Genomic DNA, 19,255 nt, shown 5'->3' with positions numbered 1-19,255 from the left:
ACATTTATGATAATATATGGACAGTTACATAATGAAAATCTGTGCCTAAAATCTGAAATTGTCACTATTCCCATTATGTAAAAGTATAGCACGGGGTGGCGCACAAAGCAAGAGACCCCCCAGAAAAAAAAAATTTTCGCAACAAAACTTAATTTTTTTTACAAAACTTAACATAATCTGGGGGGTAGAGAATTTCAGTGAAAGGTGATCGTTTTTGGGGTGGAGTTGGGAATGCTAGGATATAGGGTGAGGTGTAATCCTCCCTAAGCCTATAACCCTCGAACCGAGTTGTTGAATGTGATCGATCGCACAAAAAAAGGCGATCGCCAATTCACAATTAACTCAATCGATTTGCCATAATAGAAAAAGAGTTACCCTAGTTCCCCCATTACCGGGGTAGCGAGGGTATTTAGTGGTCTAGTTGTGGGTAATAATACCGCAGCTATGAGTGTATTTATATTTATGTCAGCTTATTATTTGTCAGCGCGTGTATTCAGTTAAACTCTAAGGTCAGGAAGTCGTCTTATGCACAATGAGCATAATAACAGAAAACCTAAGTCACCTATTCGATTATGGTTGGCAGAAATCCGGAAGTTGGGAAACCGGGCGATCCGAGGCTTGAAGCGATCGCTCCTGGGAAACTGGGTTAATATGAATAGGGGTGATCGCCAAAAAGTGGCGGGGTTTGTGTTGCCGACAGTAACCATGGTGATGTTAGTGGTGGTGCTGTTAACGGTGGCGATCGCATTCCGAGCCTTAGACCGGGCGAGGTTTGCCCAAAATGTGCGGGTTAACCAGGAAGTTCTGTTAGCGGCGACACCGGGGTTAGAACGCGCCACAGCCAAATTAGATCGGGCGTTTGAAAGAATGCCATCAGGAGCCCCTCCAGAAGATAGTTTAATTTCAGAGTTAAAGCCACCAGAATCAGGGAGAGATAATTATACTTTTCGCGGTGAAGAACGACTGACCCTAGAGTTTGATGTAAATGGCAATGGCACTATAGATGATGTGGTGGATATAGATGATCAGGATGGCCCTAGACCACCTCGGGAAAGGATAGATACTGCCTGGGGATTCACAGAAGATTTGAATGGTGACGGCGAACCAGACAGATACAATATTTATGGAATTTTTCTGAGGAGCCCCACAGACGATGAAACTCCCAGAGTCCCCCTAGAAGCCAGGGGATTGCCTCTGCCTAAGCTAGGTTCAGCCTCCAGCCAAAATCCCGACTGTCCGGGTGGTAGTAGTGCAGGTTCAACTTTGGCTGGTACAGGTGGTTGGTATTCCGCATCTGGGGGTCTGCTGGAAAAACCGTTTTTTATCTACTCTGCTAGTATACCCGTCAGTGGTAGGGGTTTTGCTGCTGTGGAAATGCAGGAAGATAGACGAGCCGTTCCTATCACTGTTAATGCTGTGGTCTACGACGGAGACTTAGACATTACCCCTGGTCAACAACTCAACTTGAATGGCCGGATTATGGTTAATGGCAATCTGTTGCATGTTAACCATGTTAACACAAACAGGGCAACAATTGAATATTATCAAGTCAGCAGCCCCAACTCTTGCTCTTATGAAATGGAAAATAGCAAGATTTTAGTGGGGGGAAATGTTGGCTTCGGACAAGGGTCATTAAACCAGGATTCTGAAGGTACAGCCAAGGTACACTTATTCAAACGTGGTGTACCTAAGGTTGATAATTTTACAAGAACTAATAAGCCGGTGAATGCTTTTCCGAATCAGATGGCTACTAACCAATTGGAGTATATGGAGAGAATCAGTGGCTTAGTGTTCGAGCAGAACTGTAAATCCGCTGATACTGACCCTGATGAAGTTAAGGAAGTCGTGAAGGGGGGAACAGATAGGGAGAAAGCCCTAGAACACTACTTCCTGGCTAGAACTCGTCGGGTTCCTAATATCGAAGAAGAGGATTACACCGCCCCCGACCCGGAACACTCCCAAGGATGCAATCAAACTTATGATAAGCGGACTGAAGGTTCGGGAAATGACAATGACCTGCGACCGGTAGATAGATGGATTTATCCCTACAATATTAGAGACGGGGATGCTACTCAATCCATCACCGTCCCTCTTAACGAGTTAGCTCTGAACACTAATGGCAACAAATTAAATTTACCTGCTACTCACCCAGATATAGTCCGACAAGATTCAGAAGAGAAGAAGATTGGCGATCGCATTTTGGTGAGCAATGGTTTACCGGCTAAATGGTATGACGGTAACAGAACCGGTGACGATAAGTTTAACGGAGCGGCGGAAGCACAATTTATCGTGGGTAAGGAGTGGGATAACGCTCCTTCTGGTGAATCAGTTCGCTTCCGCAGGACTCGAATGTTTGATATGCCAGATCTGGGGGATACAGGTCGCAACGGTTTTTGGGAAAGAGCAGCAGCGGAGAAATTCAAAGAACCACATGAGTTCGAGCCGGGGGAGGAATATAAAGAACTGGCGGGAGGACTGCGGGTAGTTACTGGGGCAGGGATTTACTGGGACGAGGGATCGTTTTTGCCTCCGCCCAGGGGTGGTAGGAATGTGGTGTGGCCAGATACCATGCCGATGGGATGGGATGACCCTTTTGATAGCCCTGATCAAGGTTATCAAAGGGGACACCTGAAAATGCGGGCTACTGTGGTGTATCACTATACAACCACTCCCTGGGAGGAGCCGGGCGATCGCCAAAATCCCATAGCCTGTATCAGCAGTTACTACGACCCCACTTTCTACAGAAGCTCTACCGACAACACTGGTAAAAATAAAGATGACTTGCCTTGGGATAGTAGTGCCGAAGGTGAATCTCACAATGGCATAGTGTATGCCCCGCAAATTGAGAGTATCGGTCAATTAACCCCCAGCACAAACCCTCGTAATCCCTATGGTGTAGTATCTGAGGATAGCCCGGACGCGGCTACTCTGGAACAGAAACTGGAATATCAAGCTAGTCTAAAATTCCCTGATGGGCGTTGGGTGAACGAACCCCTGCGTGTAGCCATACGGAAATCTCCTGGAAACCGCACTCTAGCGGATCAGTCAGCTATTGATGCGGCTGTGTGTGCGATTAAAATTCTGACGGATGAGGCAGGGACTCCCACACAAGGTACTATTGACCATGGTACGATTTATGAAAGAACTTTACTGGATGGTCGCCAGGTGAAAGCCCTGGAGGATGATGACGGTTTCTTTGGCACTTATGATCGCGCCATAGAAGACCGCCAACCTCTGGAAATTCGCACCACCGTGATTGACTTAGACAAGTTACGCAAAAAAGCGATCGGTACGGATGAGTTTTTATTGCCCTACAGTGGCATTGTCTACGCCACCCGTGATGATGCCCTGATAGATAATAGCACTGGGGACTCCAGAACCAATCCGGTGGACTTTGTTGTAGACGAAACCCGCCGCCCCAACGGCATCATGTTGGTTAATGGTAGACAGTTAAACCGCCCACAAGGAAGCCCACGAGAAAGAGGGTTAATCCTGGTTAGTAATTTGCCTGTGTATGTGAAAGCAACGGGAAATAGCTTTAACCTGCACCAAACCCCCGGCGGCAATGCCTTGGAGGAGTTTACCCAAGCTTTAGAAGCTAATTGGAGTAACTTCTACACTCGTAGCACTAGAGATGAACGCTTTGCTGACGTCTCAAAAGACCTCTGGCGGCCCGCCACGGTTCTGTCTGATGCGGTAACTCTACTGTCTGGTGACTTTAGGGAGGGATTTCGTAACGAAGGCGACTACAACCTCCGCAATAACATGGTTCTTAGCCTCGATTATATAAATCGCAGAGGCTTAGATCCAGTCAGATTAGAGGATGGCTATGATTTCGGCCTTGGAAGTGATCCCAAATTTGATGAGCCTGACTTCAGTTTTGATTTAAATGGAGATGGTGATCAGGGGGATGAGAACCTAGGACCAAATGACCTGACCCTGGCGGCAGTGCGTAGGCTTAATGGCTTCTATGACAACAACTTTGTCACCAGTGCCAACTTTTGGAACACTACAAACAACAGGGTAGGAATCTGGATGGATGGTGCTTTCCAAGAAAGAAGTTCCTATCTAACCAACTTTGTCACTCCTGTTCAAACTCGCAGAGGAACTCAGGGCATTGAATATGTGATGGAGATTTGTCGCAAACCTCTAGTTTCCATGTGTGAACCAGATGATTGGGTAGTCAGTCAACACGACGACGATCCTGCTGAATTTGCCTCAGACAGAATTGGTGATACCTTTACATACAGTAATAGCGACGACAACCCCACTGTAGGAACAACTGTACAAAGAATACTGCCATCGTGGGAACGCATCTATCCCCGTCGTATTGCTTTTCTTCGTGATAAGACACACAAACTTGTGCTAGATAGAAATGATCATACTATCCCCTTGGGTGTTGTTAATGGCAAATACAACTATTCACCCTTACAGGATGCTGAAATTTGTGTGGATAATGACAGCAGCGAAATATCCTTGAACGAAGAAGATGAATATGATGAAGGCCCTTGTAATAATAATGAAGAAAATTTTAAATGGAAAACTTTTCCCAAGGTGACCACAAAAAGAGCCAATGCACTGCACTTTCAAATGGACGGTGATGTGCCGAAGGTTCATTGGGAACCTGAGCCACCTGATGATGATGATGATGTACTTTATGCACAGCCCATGTGGGAACCTGTGGTGCAACTGAATACAGTAGATTCCGCCAACAACGAACGATGGCTACAAAGGCCTGGCTCAAATACTACTTTTAACCTGATTATTGCCAGTGGTGATTCTCCAATCAGGAAAACCAATGGTAATCAGACTGAACTCAATGGCGGTTTGCATAACTTCCCTCGTTTCCTGGAAATGTGGCATGGCAGAACGGTCAATATCAGTGGCGAATTTGTCCAGTTTAAACATAGCGAATACGCCACTGCACCAATGATGTCAGTTTTGGATCAGGATGATTCCGACTTAACCAAGTTCGGACAACCCCGAAAAACCGGCGATCGTCCCTACATGAACAGTAATGACGATGGTCAAACTACCTTCTACCGAGCCCCTAACCGGAACTATGGTTATGATGTGGGTCTGGTAGATTTCCGAGGGCTGCATGCCCAAAAGAGGCCTCGCCTACTTCGTGACCTGTTCGCGACTCGCCTAGTGACTCCCAGCAGCGAGCCCACAGATAAATACTTCCGAGAAGTGAGTCGGGATGACCACTGGATTCATACGCTGCTGTGTGGCACAAAAGTGAATGACGGCAACCACTTTCTCCCTGATGAGTTGCGCCCTGACGAATGTCCTTTAGACCCTGATAAGTTCTTCCGTCGTTCATAGTCGAACCTAGTAACCCATAACTGACCATCCTATTTAATCATGTTGCATTCTAAGCCAAACCATGTTCAACCCCAAACTATCCCCAAAGTTCTCCCAGTCCAGTGAATCTGGCTACACCCTGCTCGAGTCCATCATGGCTATGGTGGTGGTCAGTATCCTGATGGTGGGGATTTCTCCGGTGTTGGGTTTTGCCTTCGCCACCCGGGTACAGGCTAGACGCATAGAACTAGCCAGCAGAGCCGCTAACAGTTATATCAGTGCTGTCCGTGCTGACCCAACCAATGAACATCAGAACTTGGTGCTGTTAAATCCCAGTGAACCCAACGCTGGACCAACCAGTCGAGACGACTTGTTCTGTGTGGATAATGACGGAACTGGGGGATGTGAAACCGATAGCCCCACGGATATGATGGTTCAGGGAATTGGCATAAATGAGTGTAGCAACAACCTAGAGGAAGGTTATCAGTTGATTGTCAGGGTGTATCGTGCTGACGCATTTGCTCAATCGGAACCACCGAGGGGGTCTGGTCATGTGGCGAGTTCCAGAGTCGGTTTAGGCAGCCCCAGAGACCCCCTAGTGGAGGTGCGAACGGAGATTGCACCGTTTAACGATCCAGATAACCCTCGTGGTGCTAATTTTGTCTTTCAGAATTGGCGTGATCGTTTGGAAGGGGAAGGATGCATCTCACGATGAAGGGGATTAATAGGTTTGGTGATGGTTCCCATGGAGTGCAAAAGTCACTTTATCCAGGTAGAGAGGTAGTTATGCTGTCCCTAGTTCGGTTTTGGTTAATTGGTGTATTGAAAGGTAAGTCAAAAACCACCCAGGGGAATGACTTAGGCTTCACAATGGTTGAGTTATTGATTTCGGCTGTTGTGGCTAGTATGATCATCACGCCCATTCTGTTTTTTGTGGTGGATGTTTTACGAACCGATACCCGGGAAGAAATCAAAGCCAGATCCGAACAGGAGTTACAGGCGGCTGCAGATTTCATTCGCCGCGACCTCTCCCAAGCTATCTATATCTACGACGGTGAAGGGGTTAATGCGATTAGAGACCAACTTCCTCATCCTGAAAATGTGGTATTGGTGTTCTGGAAACAGGAGTTTATCCCCAATGTTGTTCCCCCCTGCAAGGGTAAGCGTTGCAATGATGCCCAAGTTTACTCTTTAGTTGCTTACTATTTACAAACAGATGCTTCTGATACTTGGTCTGGTCAGGGGCGTATTTCTCGCTTACAAATCAAAGATTGTCCTAGGGACGGTGGTGAATGCGTGGAGGACCGTACAAAACCAGGTACCAGTACAGCACCAGATAAAGGTTTTCAATTACCTACATTTGGAGAAGGTACGCTTCAGCAAATAATGAATAGATGGAAACGAGATCCCGACCATGAAATTAGAGCATCACGAGAAGTTCTGATTGATTACATATATCCAAACGAGGTCGCAGGTCTAGCCGAGGATCACTGTAAAACAGCTTTTGGCTTAACTGCAACAGATGATCCAACTGAAGCTGATTTACTATCTGGAGATAAGGGTAGTGGCTTTTTTGTATGTGTGGACTCCCGTAGGACAGCAGCTTTAGTTAACCTGAGAATGAATGCGGCATTTCGCATTGATCCGAATGCTACAACATTCGACCGGAATCGGCGATCGCTTTTTCCTGAGACCAGCTTTTTGGTTAAAGGCTTCGGCACTTTAAATTAACCCATAAAGTCCCTCAATTTATAATAAAAGGAACCCATAAAATGAGTATTTTAATTAACCGAAAAGCCGTCGATTATAGGCGCAAAAACAACCAGTCAGGCTTCACGATAATTGAGATGTTGGTGGTAGCATTAATGGTTGCCATTCTCAGTGCGATCGCAGCTCCGACATGGCTGATGTTTGCCAACAGACAAAAAGTTCGCACCGTTAATGACCGGGTTTATAACGCCATACAAGAGGCTCAAAGCCAAGCCCAATTAACCAGTTTAGGTAGATCCCTCGAATTTGGTGAGCATCAAGGTATACCCGCATATCGAATTTATTTAACCTCTGGTGGACGACCGGACGACGATAACGCAGGTTGGCAAACTCTCGATGTCAATGGCGAGATTAACGAGGGACAAATCACACTGCAAGTTATTCCACCAACAAGCAATAGCCGAGAACACCTAGAATTTGACCATCAAGGAGTTATAGTACCAGAGCAAGATCGAAACAATAATATAACAGAAGATAAACCTTTTCGGGTAGTTGTATCTTCGGCTGATGAGACCGTGATACATTGCGTGCTTGTCAGAACTATCCTAGTCTCTACCCAGAAACGGGAAGGAGATGCTTGCTTTGATGAGTAATTGTAACTAACCTATTGTAACACAAAAAGTTAATTATCGGCTGAATATTTTAACAAAACTTTACCCCCGATTCCCGCCAAGATAGTTTAGAATACACCACAAAAGATATCACCCGTAAATAGGCCTGTTGCGAGTGAGGTTATTTGTGTATTAAATACACAAAATGTATCCTTTTGACCCAGGTTAAATAATGGAAAATAAATTAATTAAGCACTTGCTTCTGGTTCAGAAACAGGCTGTTAATTTAGTGCCTGAAAAACCCGTGAGCAGTGACTTTCAGGGTGCAAAATCGCCAAAACCCCATACAGAATCTGGGTTTTCTTTACTAGAAGTATTGGTGGTGATGGTGATTATATCGATAATAGGTGGGATAGCGGTTCCGACGTGGTTAGGTTTCGTGAATAACCAGAAACTGCAAACTTCTATCCGGCGACTCAACTGGGCTATCCACTCAACCAAAAGTGAGGCTATACTGTCTAGTACATCATGGCAGGCGAGCATTAGGGAATATGGGGGACAGGTACAGGTAGCAGTCCATCCCGCGAAGACTCCCCCTGGTCAACTCCCAGAAGGTTCATGGACTAACCTAGAACCGGGGATAGAAATTCACAACCGGGAAAAAAACAGCAGGGGTAAATATGAGACGACGCTGCGAAAAGTAGACCCTGACACCAACCAAGTCCGAAACGCGGGGACGGTGTACCGAGTTTTATTCAACCACCAAGGCTGTCCGGTCTATAACCCGTCTAATTTCTGCGCCCAAACTTCTCTGGCGGCGAAGGGACGCATTGCTCTCCATCATCCTGAAGTTCCGGGTCAAAAGCGATGTATCATCATTTCGACGCTGATAGGTGCGACTCGCATTGGTCAGCAACAGCAAAGACCGGATCAAAATGGCTACTATTGCCATTAACTAGGTAGGGGCGGGTTCAACGGTCAATTCTCCCTCCCCAGGAGGATATAAATAAACCCGCCCCACGGCCATAAAAATGGCTACTATTGCCATTAACTAGGTAGGGGCGGGTTCAACGGTCAATTCTCCCTCCCCAGGAGGATATAAATAAACCCGCCCCACGGCCATAAAAATGGCTACTATTGCCATTAATTAGGTAGGGGCGGGTTCAACGGTCAATTTTCCCTCCCCAGGAGGATATAAATAAACCCGCCCCACGGCCGTCAATTTTCCCTCCCCAGGAGGATATAAATAAACCCGCCCCACGGCCGTCAATTTTCCCTCCCCAGGAGGATATAAATAAACCCGCCCCACGGCCATAAAAATGGCTACTATTGCCATTAATTAGGTAGGGGCGGGTTCAACGGTCAATTCTCCCTCCCCAGGAGGATATAAATAAACCCGCCCCACGGCCATAAAAATGGCTACTATTGCCATTAATTAGGTAGGGGCGGGTTCAACGGTCAATTTTCCCTCCCCAGGAGGATATAAATAAACCCGCCCCACGGCCATAAAAATGGCTACTATTGCCATTAATTAGGTAGGGGCGGGTTCAACGGTCAATTTTCCCTCCCCAGGAGGATATAAATAAACCCGCCCCACGGCCGTCAATTTTCCCTCCCCAGGAGGATATAGCGCTTCTCATCTCTATAAGGTACAGCCCTCACCCCAAACCCCTCTCCCAGAAAGGGAGAGGGGCTTTGAGAAGTGAGGAACCCTTAGTCCGGTGCGTCAGTACAGAATTTTTGGGTAATATCAAAATGGCTGGGGTCTGACGCACCCTACGGGGAATTAGAATTAGGTGCGTCAGTACAGAATTTTTGGGTAATATCAAAATGGCTGGGGTCTGACGCACCCTACGGGGAATTAGAATTAGGTGCGTCAGTACAGAATTTTTGGGTAATATCAAAATGGCTGGGGTCTGACGCACCCTACGGGGAATTAGAATTAGGTGCGTCAGTACAGAATTTTTGGGTAATATCAAAATGGCCGGGGTCTGACGCACCCTACGGGGAATTAGGTGCGTCAGTACAGAATTTTTGGGTAATATCAAAATGGCTGGGGTCTGACGCACCCTACGGGGAATTAGGTGCGTCAGTACAGAATTTTTGGGTAATATCAAAATGGCCGGGGTCTGACGCACCCTACGGGGAATTAGGTGCGTCAGTACAGAATTTTTGGGTAATATCAAAATGGCTGGGGTCTGACGCACCCTACGGGGAATTAGGTGCGTCAGTACAGAATTTTTGGGTAATATCAAAATGGCCGGGGTCTGACGCACCCTACGGGGAATTAGAATTAGGTGCGTCAGTACAGAATTTTTGGGTAATATCAAAATGGCTGGGGTCTGACGCACCCTACGGGGAATTAGAATTAGGTGCGTCAGTACAGAATTTTTGGGTAATATCAAAATGGCTGGGGTCTGACGCACCCTACGGGGAATTAGAATTAGGTGCGTCAGTACAGAATTTTTGGGTAATATCAAAATGGCCGGGGTCTGACGCACCCTACGGGGAATTAGAATTAGGTGCGTCAGTACAGAATTTTTGGGTAATATCAAAATGGCTGGGGTCTGACGCACCCTACGGGGAATTAGAATTAGGTGCGTCAGTACAGAATTTTTGGGTAATATCAAAATGGCTGGGGTCTGACGCACCCTACGGGGAATTAGAATTAGGTGCGTCAGTACAGAATTTTTGGGTAATATCAAAATGGCTGGGGTCTGACGCACCCTACGGGGACCAATGGAATTTTTTGCCTAATAATTCCTCGAGTTTGTGGTTGTGGGGACGGAAAAAGTCGCCTAGGGTCTGATGTAATGTTTCTGGTATGGGATTATAGGAACCTGCGGTATATCGGGGGTATTCGGAGAGTTGATGGTCGGGAAGACCTAAAAACTCAAAGACCTGTTTGAGGGTGTTCTGGGGCTGGGTGTATAATTGTTCACTGCTGATGATTAAAAGCTGTTCGGGTGGGAATTTTTGCATCCACTTTTCCAGAAAATAAACATACATTCCCCGCAGTAGATAACCATATTGACATCCCCAAAATTTCCGTCCGGCTAGGGTGGGGTCGTCAATGGTATCGAGAATGGCAATTTCATCTATCATGGCCTGTTGGAGAGTGCGCTTTTCTTGACCCATCCAATTTCGGTGGTCTTGATATTGAGAAAAAGCTCGATCTACTGGATTTCTTAGGGTGACAATTAGCTTGACTTTTGGGAAGGCTTGGTAAAGGCGATCGCATACTTTACTATCGACTATATAACTAGGGCTGGCTTCTCCGGTGAGAAATTCGCCGCCAGGGGGAATGGGGGGAAAATGGGCGAGATACCAGTCTAAACCTCGGTAATATTGCCAAATGAAAAAATCAACTTCTTTATGGAGGTTAGGAATTACCTGGGGATGATGACAAAGGTATTCATACAGGGAGGTTGTGCCAGCTTTTTGAGCGCCAATAATGATAAAATTCGGACCTTGAACTGATGCGGTTTCCCAGTGGTTGCTAAAAAATTCGGGGCGACAGATTTTGGTTTTAGCTAAGACTCCCTGTTTATAGGTGGAAATAGCCTCGGAAATTTGACCGATTTCGGTGAGTAAATCTCCATAATTTATATAGGGTTCTGGATAGTGGGGAACCTGGGAAATTGCTTGTTGATAACTAGAGGCGATCGCCTCTATTTGCTCCGGTTGTAATTTGATAAAACTATAGGTGCGTAAATGCCGCAGTTTTAGATATGCTATCTCGGCTTCTGGTTGGGCTTTAATAGCGTCTAAATAAGCAGCAATTGCCCCATCAATATCTGGCTGTTGTAAGAGGGCATCACCGAGGCGAATATAGACTTCTGGGATTTCTGGATCAATGGCGATCGCCTGTTTATAAGCATCAATAGCCGGGGAGATTTTACCCTGTTTAAACAGACAATAACCGAGGTGATTATAAGACCAAAAGCAATCAGGATTGATACTAATTGCCTGATTAAATACATCAATGGCTTCTCGCCATTGTCGCTGGTTGAGTAATGCTAAACCCAACCCATAATATCCCCAGGAATAATCGGGTCTAGCTGCCACCATATCCCGATAAATAGCGATCGCCTCTTCATACCTCCCCGTTAAAAGGGCATCCTCCCCAGTTTTTTGGTGGCGGGATAAAATCTCCGTCAGCCGTTGATGGGCTTCTGGTTGTTGAGGGTTAATGGCGATCGCTTGACGGTAGGCTTCGATAGCTTCTTCGGGCTGATTTTGCTGGCTGAGTAAATCTCCCAAGTGAAAATGAGACCAATAGAAATCAGGGTTTAATGTAATTTCCTGACGATAGGCGGCTATGGCTTCCTCAACGCGCCCCAATCGAGTTAAAATGACTGCTAAATGGTGATAAGACCAACAAAAGTCTGGCTTTAACTCAATGGCTTTCCGATAGGCTGTGATAGCTTGTTCGTCCTGTTTTTGGCTACTGAGGGCTTGACCCAAACCCACATAATAGATATATATATTGGGCTGCAATTCAATAGCTTTCTGATAACTACCTATTGCCAAATCGACTTGATTTATGTTATGATATATCTGGGCGATTTTATAGTGAGCTATTGCCAATTTAGGATTAATAGCGATCGCCAAATTATAGGAAGCGATCGCCCCTTGGTTATCCCCATGTTTCTCGAAACTCTCACCCAGGAGTAAGCAAAAATCCACCGGAACAGAACCGGGATTTTCGCTAATTTGCTGATAGAGTTGTTTAGCTGAACTTAGGGGTTGTTGCCAATGTTGCCAAATGCTGCCTAAACTGGTATAGGCGGCGGCTAAGTTAGGGTCAGCTTCGATAGCCTGTCGATAACAATTCGCCGCCAGTTCCCATTGTTGAGACTTGACATAATCATTGCCCAAATTCAGACAAACTACAGCTTGATTATCAGTAGACATATACAAGTTTTCAAAAAGCCATCAATTACATAATCCATTGAGGGCGGGTCTATTAGTATTCCGGTTGCTAGAGGTAATTCACAGCCAAACCCATCCCTACATTATCCATTATTTTTGTGAGGGAGGCAAGGCTTTAGTTGTGTGTCAATGCTTTTAATGTGATTAATAAACCAATCGCGCAAGTCTTGTTTAATGCTGAAAATAATTGAGTTAAAATCATCATCTTGTTCGATGCGAGTTTTAATCATTTCAAAATTCAAGACAAATAGCTGATGGGCTTTATGATTAGTTTTAGCGACGGGGCACTTATATAAATTCATGCAGGATTCCTCATATTTAAAATGGTTATTGATATACATTTCCAGAAATTTTATAGTTGATTTAAGTTGCTGGGGGCTGCGTTGTTTTTCAAGGTTATCAATCAATAAATCCATTTGGTCGAATAACTGCTGATGCTGAAAATCAATCAAGGGGATGCCAATTTTGAGAGAATCGTTCCAAGTGGGAGCCATAAATTTAGCCTAATTAATCAAGTAGGTTGACCATTGACCATTGACCATTCAAATATTACTACAGCAAACCCCAAGAAACCGGGTTAAATACACCCGGTTAATCGGATAATTATGATTGTGCAGCCTCCCAGCGATCGCGGGCATTTTGGAGGGCTGATTTCACCTGTTCAAAACCAGTGCCGCCGTAGCTATTCCGGGCGGCGACCACTTGTAAAGGTGCGATCGCGTCATAAATATCGACATCAAATTCAGGATGTAAAGACTTCCACTCATCAAGGGTAAGGTCTTTTAAAAGTTTCCCAGACTCCAGACAAGTTCTGACCACCTTACCCACCAAATTATAGGCTTCCCGGAAAGGAACGCCCTTAGTGGCGAGATAATCAGCAACATCAGTAGCATTCGAGAAATCTTCCGCCACAGCTTCAGCGAGACGTTGAGGGCGAAACTCCATCCCTTGGGATAACAAAATAGTCATCGCCTCGAGACAGCCTTTCACAGTTTTGACGGCATCAAATAAGGCTTCTTTGTCCTCCTGGAGGTCTTTATTGTAAGCCAAAGGTAAACCCTTCATCAGGACTAATAGCCCTTGTAAATGTCCAAAAACCCGGCCAGTTTTACCGCGCACCAATTCGGGCACATCGGGATTTTTCTTTTGTGGCATAATACTAGAGCCAGTGGAACAGCTATCAGTAAGGGTGATAAAACCAAACTCCTGGGAAGCCCAAAAGATAATTTCTTCCGAGAGGCGGCTGAGGTGAACCAAAATGAGACTAGAAGCGCTGAGAAACTCGATCGCCCAATCGCGATCGCTCACCCCATCCAAACTATTAGCATAAACCCGGTCAAACCCCAATAATTCGGCGCTATAGTGGCGGTCAATAGGAAAAGTAGTTCCCGCCAAAGCACCGCACCCCAGAGGCGAAGTATTCACCCGTTGATAAACCTCTCCCAGACGTTCCCAGTCCCGGTGCGCCATTTCCACATAAGCCAGTAGGTGATGAGCCAAACTGAGAGGTTGCGCCCGTTGTAAATGGGTGTATCCTGGTATGAGAGTATGGACGTGATTGGTCGCCAGATCCAGCAAAACCCCTTGAAACTCAAGGATCTGGGTTCGGATTTGTTGAATTTGGTCTTTCAGGTAAAGGCGGGTATCAGTCCCCACCTGGTCATTACGCGATCGCCCTGTATGGAGTTTTTTACCGACATCTCCCGCAATTTCGGTAAGTCGGCGTTCAACTGCGAAATGAATATCCTCAGCATCGACACCGGGGTTAAATTGACCCTGGCGGTATTCTTCGCGGATAGTCTCCAAGCCATTAACTAGGGCTTCTCCTTCTTCGGGGGAGATAATCCCAGTTTTGACCAACATTTTGGCATGAGCCACCGAGCCTGTCAAATCATACTCGATTAACTCAATATCAAAGCCGATACTGGCGTTAAAAGTGGCGATCGCTGGATGTAAAGCCTTTTCAAATCGTTGGCTCCAGGTTTGAGCTTGAGTCATAGTCCTATAATCTGTAAATTACCCATAAATGTCTGATCATCAACGGACTGGGGAAAATATGTCCGATTAAGGTAATAGGCTTTTCGCCCACCACCCCATCCCCAAGCCAATCAAAAAAGCCCAAAGCTGTCCAGTTTCCAGCAAATTATTCCAGGTACTCTTAACATTAGTCCATAAATCAACATTCACCTGTTGACCAAATACCACTGGTAGGGTAGCCGCGACTTCCCCCCACTTCCATGACCAGTGAGGGGTTAAAATCAGAATATGGCGGATAGGGTGAGCGTGGCTGCAAATTTGCACCAACATCGATAAAGTATCAACGGACATAATCGGCATTCTCCCCACTTTCAGAAGGTTGTACCTGTAGCACAACCAAAGTCATGTCATCAATATTACTGTTACTCGGACCGATAAACTTCTGAACTTCCGCAAATATATGATCTACAATGCGATTAGGAGTCTGGGAGTTCTGACAAGCCCATTGAAAGGCTGTCTGTAGGTTATCTTCATCAAAGCGATCGCCCCGTTGATTAGCCGCATCAGTAAAGCCATCAGTATAGTAAATCACAGTATCCCCTGCAGACAGTTGCACTTGGGCTTGGTAGTAACGGGTATCAGCATCAAGACCGATCAACATTCCCAAAGTATCTAACCGACGAATGCTGCGGCTTTGGGCTTGCCATAATAAAGGGGGATTATGGGCGGCGTTACTATAGGAGAGAATTTTCGTGGTCGGGTCATACTCCGAATAAAACAGAGTCACAAACCGATTAGAATTTTCTAAATCAGCATACATCACCCGGTTAAGATGTTGGAGAATCTGGGAGGGGGAATGGCGGTTCAGAACTTCCGCGCGCAACATTCCCCGAGTCATGGTCATAATTAACCCGGCTGGGACTCCTTTTCCCATGACATCACCAATAACAATACTCCAATGTTCCGATGGTGTGTGACCGCCAACTTCTCCCTCAGCGGAATGATTCTCATGTTCATGTTTATCGAAATTAGAGGGGATAAAGTCGTAATAGTCTCCCCCGACTCGGTTGGCGGTTTGACAGCGCGCCGCGACTTCTAAGCCGGGAATTTTCGGACATTTACGGGGAAGTAGGCGCAGTTGAATTTCTGCACCAATTTCTAATTCTCGGTCTAGGCGTTCTTTTTCCCGCAATGAAACTGATAGTTCATCATTGGCGATCGCCACTGCTGTTTGATCTGCTACCAGTCTAATTAATTTCTGGCGGGTTGGTGTCCACAGATAATCAGGATCATGGCTGAACACATACAACCGCCCCCGTGATGTATTATTAACTAGGATTTCCGTGCCAAAAAGTTTTACATCCGACCCCAAGCAACTACTTACTTGATGGTCTAGGCTGGCTGAATATTGTGTTGCCATACTCTGGGGAAGCACTCCCACGGCGGTGCTATCATTAGGCTGGGATATCACCTCTCTAGTAGCCCTTTCTAAGATGGCGCGAACATCCTGACACTGACGACCATCTTGGCAATGTAACCGTTGAAATCGCACCTGACCGTTAGGTTTAAACAGCACCAAAGCACCCCCATCAGCATCTGTCACTCGACTAGCAACTAGGGGAGTTAATTCTAAGAATTGATTGAGATTGTTAAAGCTACGGAGGGCAAAACTTAGGGAACTCAGCAACTCATTAATATTTTGCTGTTCCCGATGGAGTCTAGCCACCATTTGCTTTAAGTGAGAGGCTGATGTCACATCAGCATCTGAGGAACTTGAAAGGGAGTCTGAAGGTTGTTCTGAGCGTCTTGGAAGTGGCACAGCAGTCATATTATTAGTATATATTTTTTGAAGGTTAGAGCGCAATAGTAAGTCCAAAAAAATGAAAGTCTCTCTGCCAAAAGTCTGGTTTTCTGGCTATCCATGACAGATTATCCCTGGCTACACTGCAGGGTACTGCCATCTACAAAATCGGCAATTACCACCAGTAATCATGAGCTACCCCCCCAGCGGCTAATATTTACCCTAGGCGATCGCTTATCTGGTGTTTTTTAATATGGCAATATGTGGGAATCTCAGTCTCTATAAAATGATTAACTGTTCCCCATGATGACACTTAAATAGCCATATTGGCACTTTAACAGAGCTTTAACCACTTAACAGGGCTTCGATAAACTCGTAGCTTGAAAAAGGCCGCAGGTCTTCGATACTTTCCCCAACACCAATAAAACGAATCGGTAGACCTAGCTGCTGTACAACAGCTAAAGCCACACCACCTTTAGCAGTTCCATCTAATTTTGTCAAGACCACACCACTAAGTTGAGCAACTTCTGCAAATACTTGAGCCTGGCGTAGTCCGTTTTGGCCTAAAGTTGAATCAAGGACTAGGAGGGATTCTACCTTAGCATCTGGTGCTTGTTTGTCTATTACGCGACGAATTTTGTTAAGTTCCTCCATGAGGTTCTTTTTGTTCTGCAATCTACCAGCAGTATCAATAATTAGCAATTCGGTCTGGCGGGATTTAGCAGCAGCGATCGCATCATAAACCACCGCCGCCGGGTCGGTATTTTTTCCGGGATTAGCGATCACCTCTACCCCACTACGTTCGCCCCACACCTTTACCTGTTCTACTGCTGCCGCCCGGAAAGTATCCCCAGCCGCAATTAAACTCCGGTAGTCTGACTTTTGGGCAATATGGGCAATTTTCCCGATGGTAGTAGTTTTCCCGGCCCCATTCACCCCGGTAATTAACCAAATATTCAATTGTTCCTTTTCGGGGGCAAATGTGGGACTATAGCCATTTTGATAGGGTTTTTCGAGGAGATCTCGCAGAAGTTGTTTTAGATAGGCGATCGCATCTTCGGGGGGTAAAGCATCTTCTCGCAGGCGGTTTTGTAGTGCCTCAATAATCACATCAGTAGCTTCTACACCCACATCAGCTTGTAGCAATAAAGCCTCAATTTCTTCGACCGCCGCCTGATTTAGGGGTCCCTGACCGACGATCGCTTTTAATTGATTCAGCAAATTACGGCGAGTCCGTCCCAAACCTTTCCACAGCTTTTGTAGCCAGGTGATTTCCTCTACCGCGACTTCCTCTGGTCTCCGTCCCTGATTAGCCAAAACTTCCGCCGACCACAGGAACATCTCATCAAATACTATATCTGTCGATTCTCCCTCACCGCTGGCTGTGGTTTCCCCCCCTTCCGGTTCCGGTTCAGAAATCGCCGTTTCTTTTAATCTCTCAATTCTCGCCTGTCGTTCCGCCTGGGTTCTGGCCCAAATTGGCAACTGATCAATACTCTCTTCCACCATAGCCACAGGTTCAGCCGTTTCGGTAACTTCCGCCGCCTCCTGTGCTACCTCCTGTGCTACCTCCTGTGCTACCTCCTGTGCTACCTCCTGTGCTACCTCCTCTGCTACAGGTTCGGGGGTTTCGGTAACTTCCGCCGCCTCTTCTGAGACCTCTTCTGAGACCTCTTCTGAGGCTTCCTGTGCTACCTCCTCTGCTACCTCCTCAACCACAGCCACAGGTTCAGTGGTTTCTGTTAATTCTGCGGGGGTTTCCTGAGCCTCAGAGGTGCTTTCTTGCGCTTCTGTGGGGGGGGAGGAAACATCATCAACAGGGGCTTCTGTAGCCGCTTCTGTGGCTGCTTCTGTGGAGGATTCTGTGGGCTTTTGTTGTTGCTGAATGTTTTGATAGGCGGCCTTAGCCCACTGCAAATAATCCTCATTAGCAGTGGTAGGCGATAGCGGTTGTTTAGTTTCGGGTTCGTCGGGAGTTGATGGAGTTGGGGAGGGTTCAGCTTGTTGGGTATCGTCTGCTGAGGGGCGATCGCTAAACTGGCGGCGGAACCAATTAAAAACCATTTTACTAATTACTCGAATTTAACAACAGATTTGGGTATTGGTGAGGCGGGAATTGTTAATAGCACACCCACAGCATCACTGAAATTAGAGGAGAGAGGAGGACTGAGTTTTCATCTGATCAACAACACGACGGAGAACCCCATTAATAAATCGGTAACTGTTGTGGTCGCTGTAACGTTTAGCCAACTCCACCGCCTCATTAACGGCAATTTGTTCTTGAACCCCCATATATAACAATTCCGTGACCGCAATCCTTAAAATATCGCGATCGATGTGAGGGAGTCGGCCCAATTGCCAATCAACCATCGCCGCTTCCAGGCAACTATCGAGTGCTTCCCGGTGAGTGTTAAGTTCCACCAAAATCTTGACAGCATAGGAGTGTACTTCTTGCTGACTTGCCAATTGTACCAATTCCGGCAATTCCACAGCAGTAGATAAACGATTAATGGCTGATTGAGCCAGTGCGATCGCCTCACCGACCATAGTGCGGGCGCTTTGCAAATCCGCCGCCCTAGTTTGGCTACTCAAAAGGCGATCGTTACCCCGTTGTAATTCCGCCATAGCCGTCTCTAGGGATTCTTGTCCCTCTGTGGTTAAGGTACGGACAGCAGCGAGGATCACATCTTCCATTTCCTGAATTTCAAGCTTTCGGGGATTTGACGGCAGTTGGCTCATCCCCAAAAGGGCGAGTTCACGGGCTGTTCTACGAGCTTGCATATTGGTTTAGTATAAATGTCTTAGTTTAGCAACAAATCGGGGCCGGGATAGATTCTAGCAAAAAATCGGTTTCCAGCTCACCCAAAGCAGCTTTTGTGGGTTAACGACAAAAAAGCCGGGAAAACCCGGCGGA

14 protein-coding genes are annotated in these 19,255 nt (G+C 46.3%); 5 read left to right on the top strand and 9 right to left on the bottom strand.

All coding sequences use genetic code 11. The annotated features are described in order from the left end of the window. Positions 1–525: 525 nt before the first annotated feature. The 5 genes from hpsA (at position 526) to N39L_RS05695 (ending at position 8,583) form a co-directional block, all read left to right on the top strand. Positions 526–5,328: a hormogonium polysaccharide biosynthesis protein HpsA gene (hpsA, locus tag N39L_RS05715; RefSeq protein ID WP_014274565.1), complete on the top strand. Its 4,803-nt coding sequence runs from the start codon at positions 526–528 to the stop codon at positions 5,326–5,328. A 61-nt stretch (positions 5,329–5,389) separates the two neighbouring features. Next, on the top strand, positions 5,390–6,022 hold the full coding sequence (locus N39L_RS05710) for a prepilin-type N-terminal cleavage/methylation domain-containing protein (protein WP_006618115.1): 633 nt from the start codon (positions 5,390–5,392) through the stop codon (positions 6,020–6,022). 71 nt (positions 6,023–6,093) lie between these two features. Continuing rightward, positions 6,094–7,038, top strand: coding sequence for a hormogonium polysaccharide secretion pseudopilin HpsC (gene hpsC, locus N39L_RS05705; protein WP_043468912.1), 945 nt, complete (start codon positions 6,094–6,096; stop codon positions 7,036–7,038). Between the two features lie 41 nt (positions 7,039–7,079). After that, a complete protein-coding gene (locus N39L_RS05700; RefSeq protein ID WP_014274563.1) occupies positions 7,080–7,670 on the top strand; it encodes a prepilin-type N-terminal cleavage/methylation domain-containing protein in 591 nt (196 codons plus the stop codon). 190 nt (positions 7,671–7,860) lie between these two features. Then, entirely contained in the window at positions 7,861–8,583 is a 723-nt protein-coding gene (locus N39L_RS05695; protein WP_006618118.1) for a pilus assembly FimT family protein, read from the top strand. 192 nt (positions 8,584–8,775) lie between these two features. Here the strand turns inward: N39L_RS05695 and N39L_RS05690 are convergent, their stop codons facing one another. The 9 genes from N39L_RS05690 to nusB form a co-directional block, all read right to left on the bottom strand. Further along, positions 8,776–8,964 (bottom strand): hypothetical protein, encoded by a 189-nt coding sequence (locus N39L_RS05690; RefSeq protein WP_035735520.1) that lies wholly within the window; start codon positions 8,962–8,964, stop codon positions 8,776–8,778. 322 nt (positions 8,965–9,286) lie between these two features. After that, positions 9,287–10,333: a hypothetical protein gene (locus N39L_RS05685; RefSeq protein ID WP_158307543.1), complete on the bottom strand. Its 1,047-nt coding sequence runs from the start codon at positions 10,331–10,333 to the stop codon at positions 9,287–9,289. Between the two features lie 22 nt (positions 10,334–10,355). Further along, entirely contained in the window at positions 10,356–12,545 is a 2,190-nt protein-coding gene (locus tag N39L_RS05680; RefSeq protein WP_014274560.1) for a tetratricopeptide repeat protein, read from the bottom strand. A 101-nt stretch (positions 12,546–12,646) separates the two neighbouring features. Beyond that, a complete protein-coding gene (locus N39L_RS05675) occupies positions 12,647–13,057 on the bottom strand; it encodes a bacteriohemerythrin (RefSeq protein WP_014274559.1) in 411 nt (136 codons plus the stop codon). A gap of 109 nt (positions 13,058–13,166) precedes the next feature. Then, a complete protein-coding gene (argH, locus tag N39L_RS05670) occupies positions 13,167–14,561 on the bottom strand; it encodes an argininosuccinate lyase (protein ID WP_014274558.1) in 1,395 nt (464 codons plus the stop codon). Between the two features lie 66 nt (positions 14,562–14,627). After that, the gene (locus N39L_RS05665) at positions 14,628–14,891 is read right to left on the bottom strand and encodes a hypothetical protein (protein WP_006619207.1); all 264 of its coding nucleotides are present in this window, start codon (positions 14,889–14,891) and stop codon (positions 14,628–14,630) included. Continuing rightward, positions 14,881–16,368 (bottom strand): GAF domain-containing SpoIIE family protein phosphatase, encoded by a 1,488-nt coding sequence (locus N39L_RS05660; protein ID WP_014274557.1) that lies wholly within the window; start codon positions 16,366–16,368, stop codon positions 14,881–14,883. The genes N39L_RS05665 and N39L_RS05660 overlap by 11 nt, the downstream gene beginning before the upstream one ends. Positions 16,369–16,686: 318 nt before the next feature. Beyond that, positions 16,687–18,405 (bottom strand): signal recognition particle-docking protein FtsY, encoded by a 1,719-nt coding sequence (ftsY, locus tag N39L_RS05655; protein WP_014274556.1) that lies wholly within the window; start codon positions 18,403–18,405, stop codon positions 16,687–16,689. An 84-nt stretch (positions 18,406–18,489) separates the two neighbouring features. Beyond that, complete coding sequence (gene nusB / locus N39L_RS05650; protein ID WP_006619210.1) at positions 18,490–19,122, bottom strand: transcription antitermination factor NusB; 633 nt, start codon at positions 19,120–19,122, stop codon at positions 18,490–18,492. Between the last annotated feature and the right edge of the window lie 133 nt (positions 19,123–19,255).

The organism is Limnospira platensis NIES-39, assembly GCF_026000695.1.
In the GTDB taxonomy this organism is placed as follows: domain Bacteria; phylum Cyanobacteriota; class Cyanobacteriia; order Cyanobacteriales; family Microcoleaceae; genus Limnospira; species Limnospira platensis.
Note: the sequence above shows the minus strand (reverse complement) of the source record. Positions and strands in the feature narration are given on the sequence as shown.

Excerpts from the sequence above, each read along its gene's own strand:
- hpsA (WP_014274565.1), top strand. The coding sequence starts at position 526 with ATGCACAATGAGCATAATAACAGAAAACCTAAGTCACCTATTCGATTA.
- N39L_RS05710 (WP_006618115.1), top strand. The coding sequence starts at position 5,390 with ATGTTCAACCCCAAACTATCCCCAAAGTTCTCCCAGTCCAGTGAATCT.
- hpsC (WP_043468912.1), top strand. The coding sequence starts at position 6,094 with ATGCTGTCCCTAGTTCGGTTTTGGTTAATTGGTGTATTGAAAGGTAAG.
- N39L_RS05700 (WP_014274563.1), top strand. The coding sequence starts at position 7,080 with ATGAGTATTTTAATTAACCGAAAAGCCGTCGATTATAGGCGCAAAAAC.
- N39L_RS05695 (WP_006618118.1), top strand. The coding sequence starts at position 7,861 with ATGGAAAATAAATTAATTAAGCACTTGCTTCTGGTTCAGAAACAGGCT.
- N39L_RS05690 (WP_035735520.1), bottom strand. The coding sequence starts at position 8,964 with ATGGCAATAGTAGCCATTTTTATGGCCGTGGGGCGGGTTTATTTATAT.
- N39L_RS05680 (WP_014274560.1), bottom strand. The coding sequence starts at position 12,545 with ATGTCTACTGATAATCAAGCTGTAGTTTGTCTGAATTTGGGCAATGAT.
- N39L_RS05675 (WP_014274559.1), bottom strand. The coding sequence starts at position 13,057 with ATGGCTCCCACTTGGAACGATTCTCTCAAAATTGGCATCCCCTTGATT.
- argH (WP_014274558.1), bottom strand. The coding sequence starts at position 14,561 with ATGACTCAAGCTCAAACCTGGAGCCAACGATTTGAAAAGGCTTTACAT.
- N39L_RS05665 (WP_006619207.1), bottom strand. The coding sequence starts at position 14,891 with ATGTCCGTTGATACTTTATCGATGTTGGTGCAAATTTGCAGCCACGCT.
- N39L_RS05660 (WP_014274557.1), bottom strand. The coding sequence starts at position 16,368 with ATGACTGCTGTGCCACTTCCAAGACGCTCAGAACAACCTTCAGACTCC.
- ftsY (WP_014274556.1), bottom strand. The coding sequence starts at position 18,405 with ATGGTTTTTAATTGGTTCCGCCGCCAGTTTAGCGATCGCCCCTCAGCA.
- nusB (WP_006619210.1), bottom strand. The coding sequence starts at position 19,122 with ATGCAAGCTCGTAGAACAGCCCGTGAACTCGCCCTTTTGGGGATGAGC.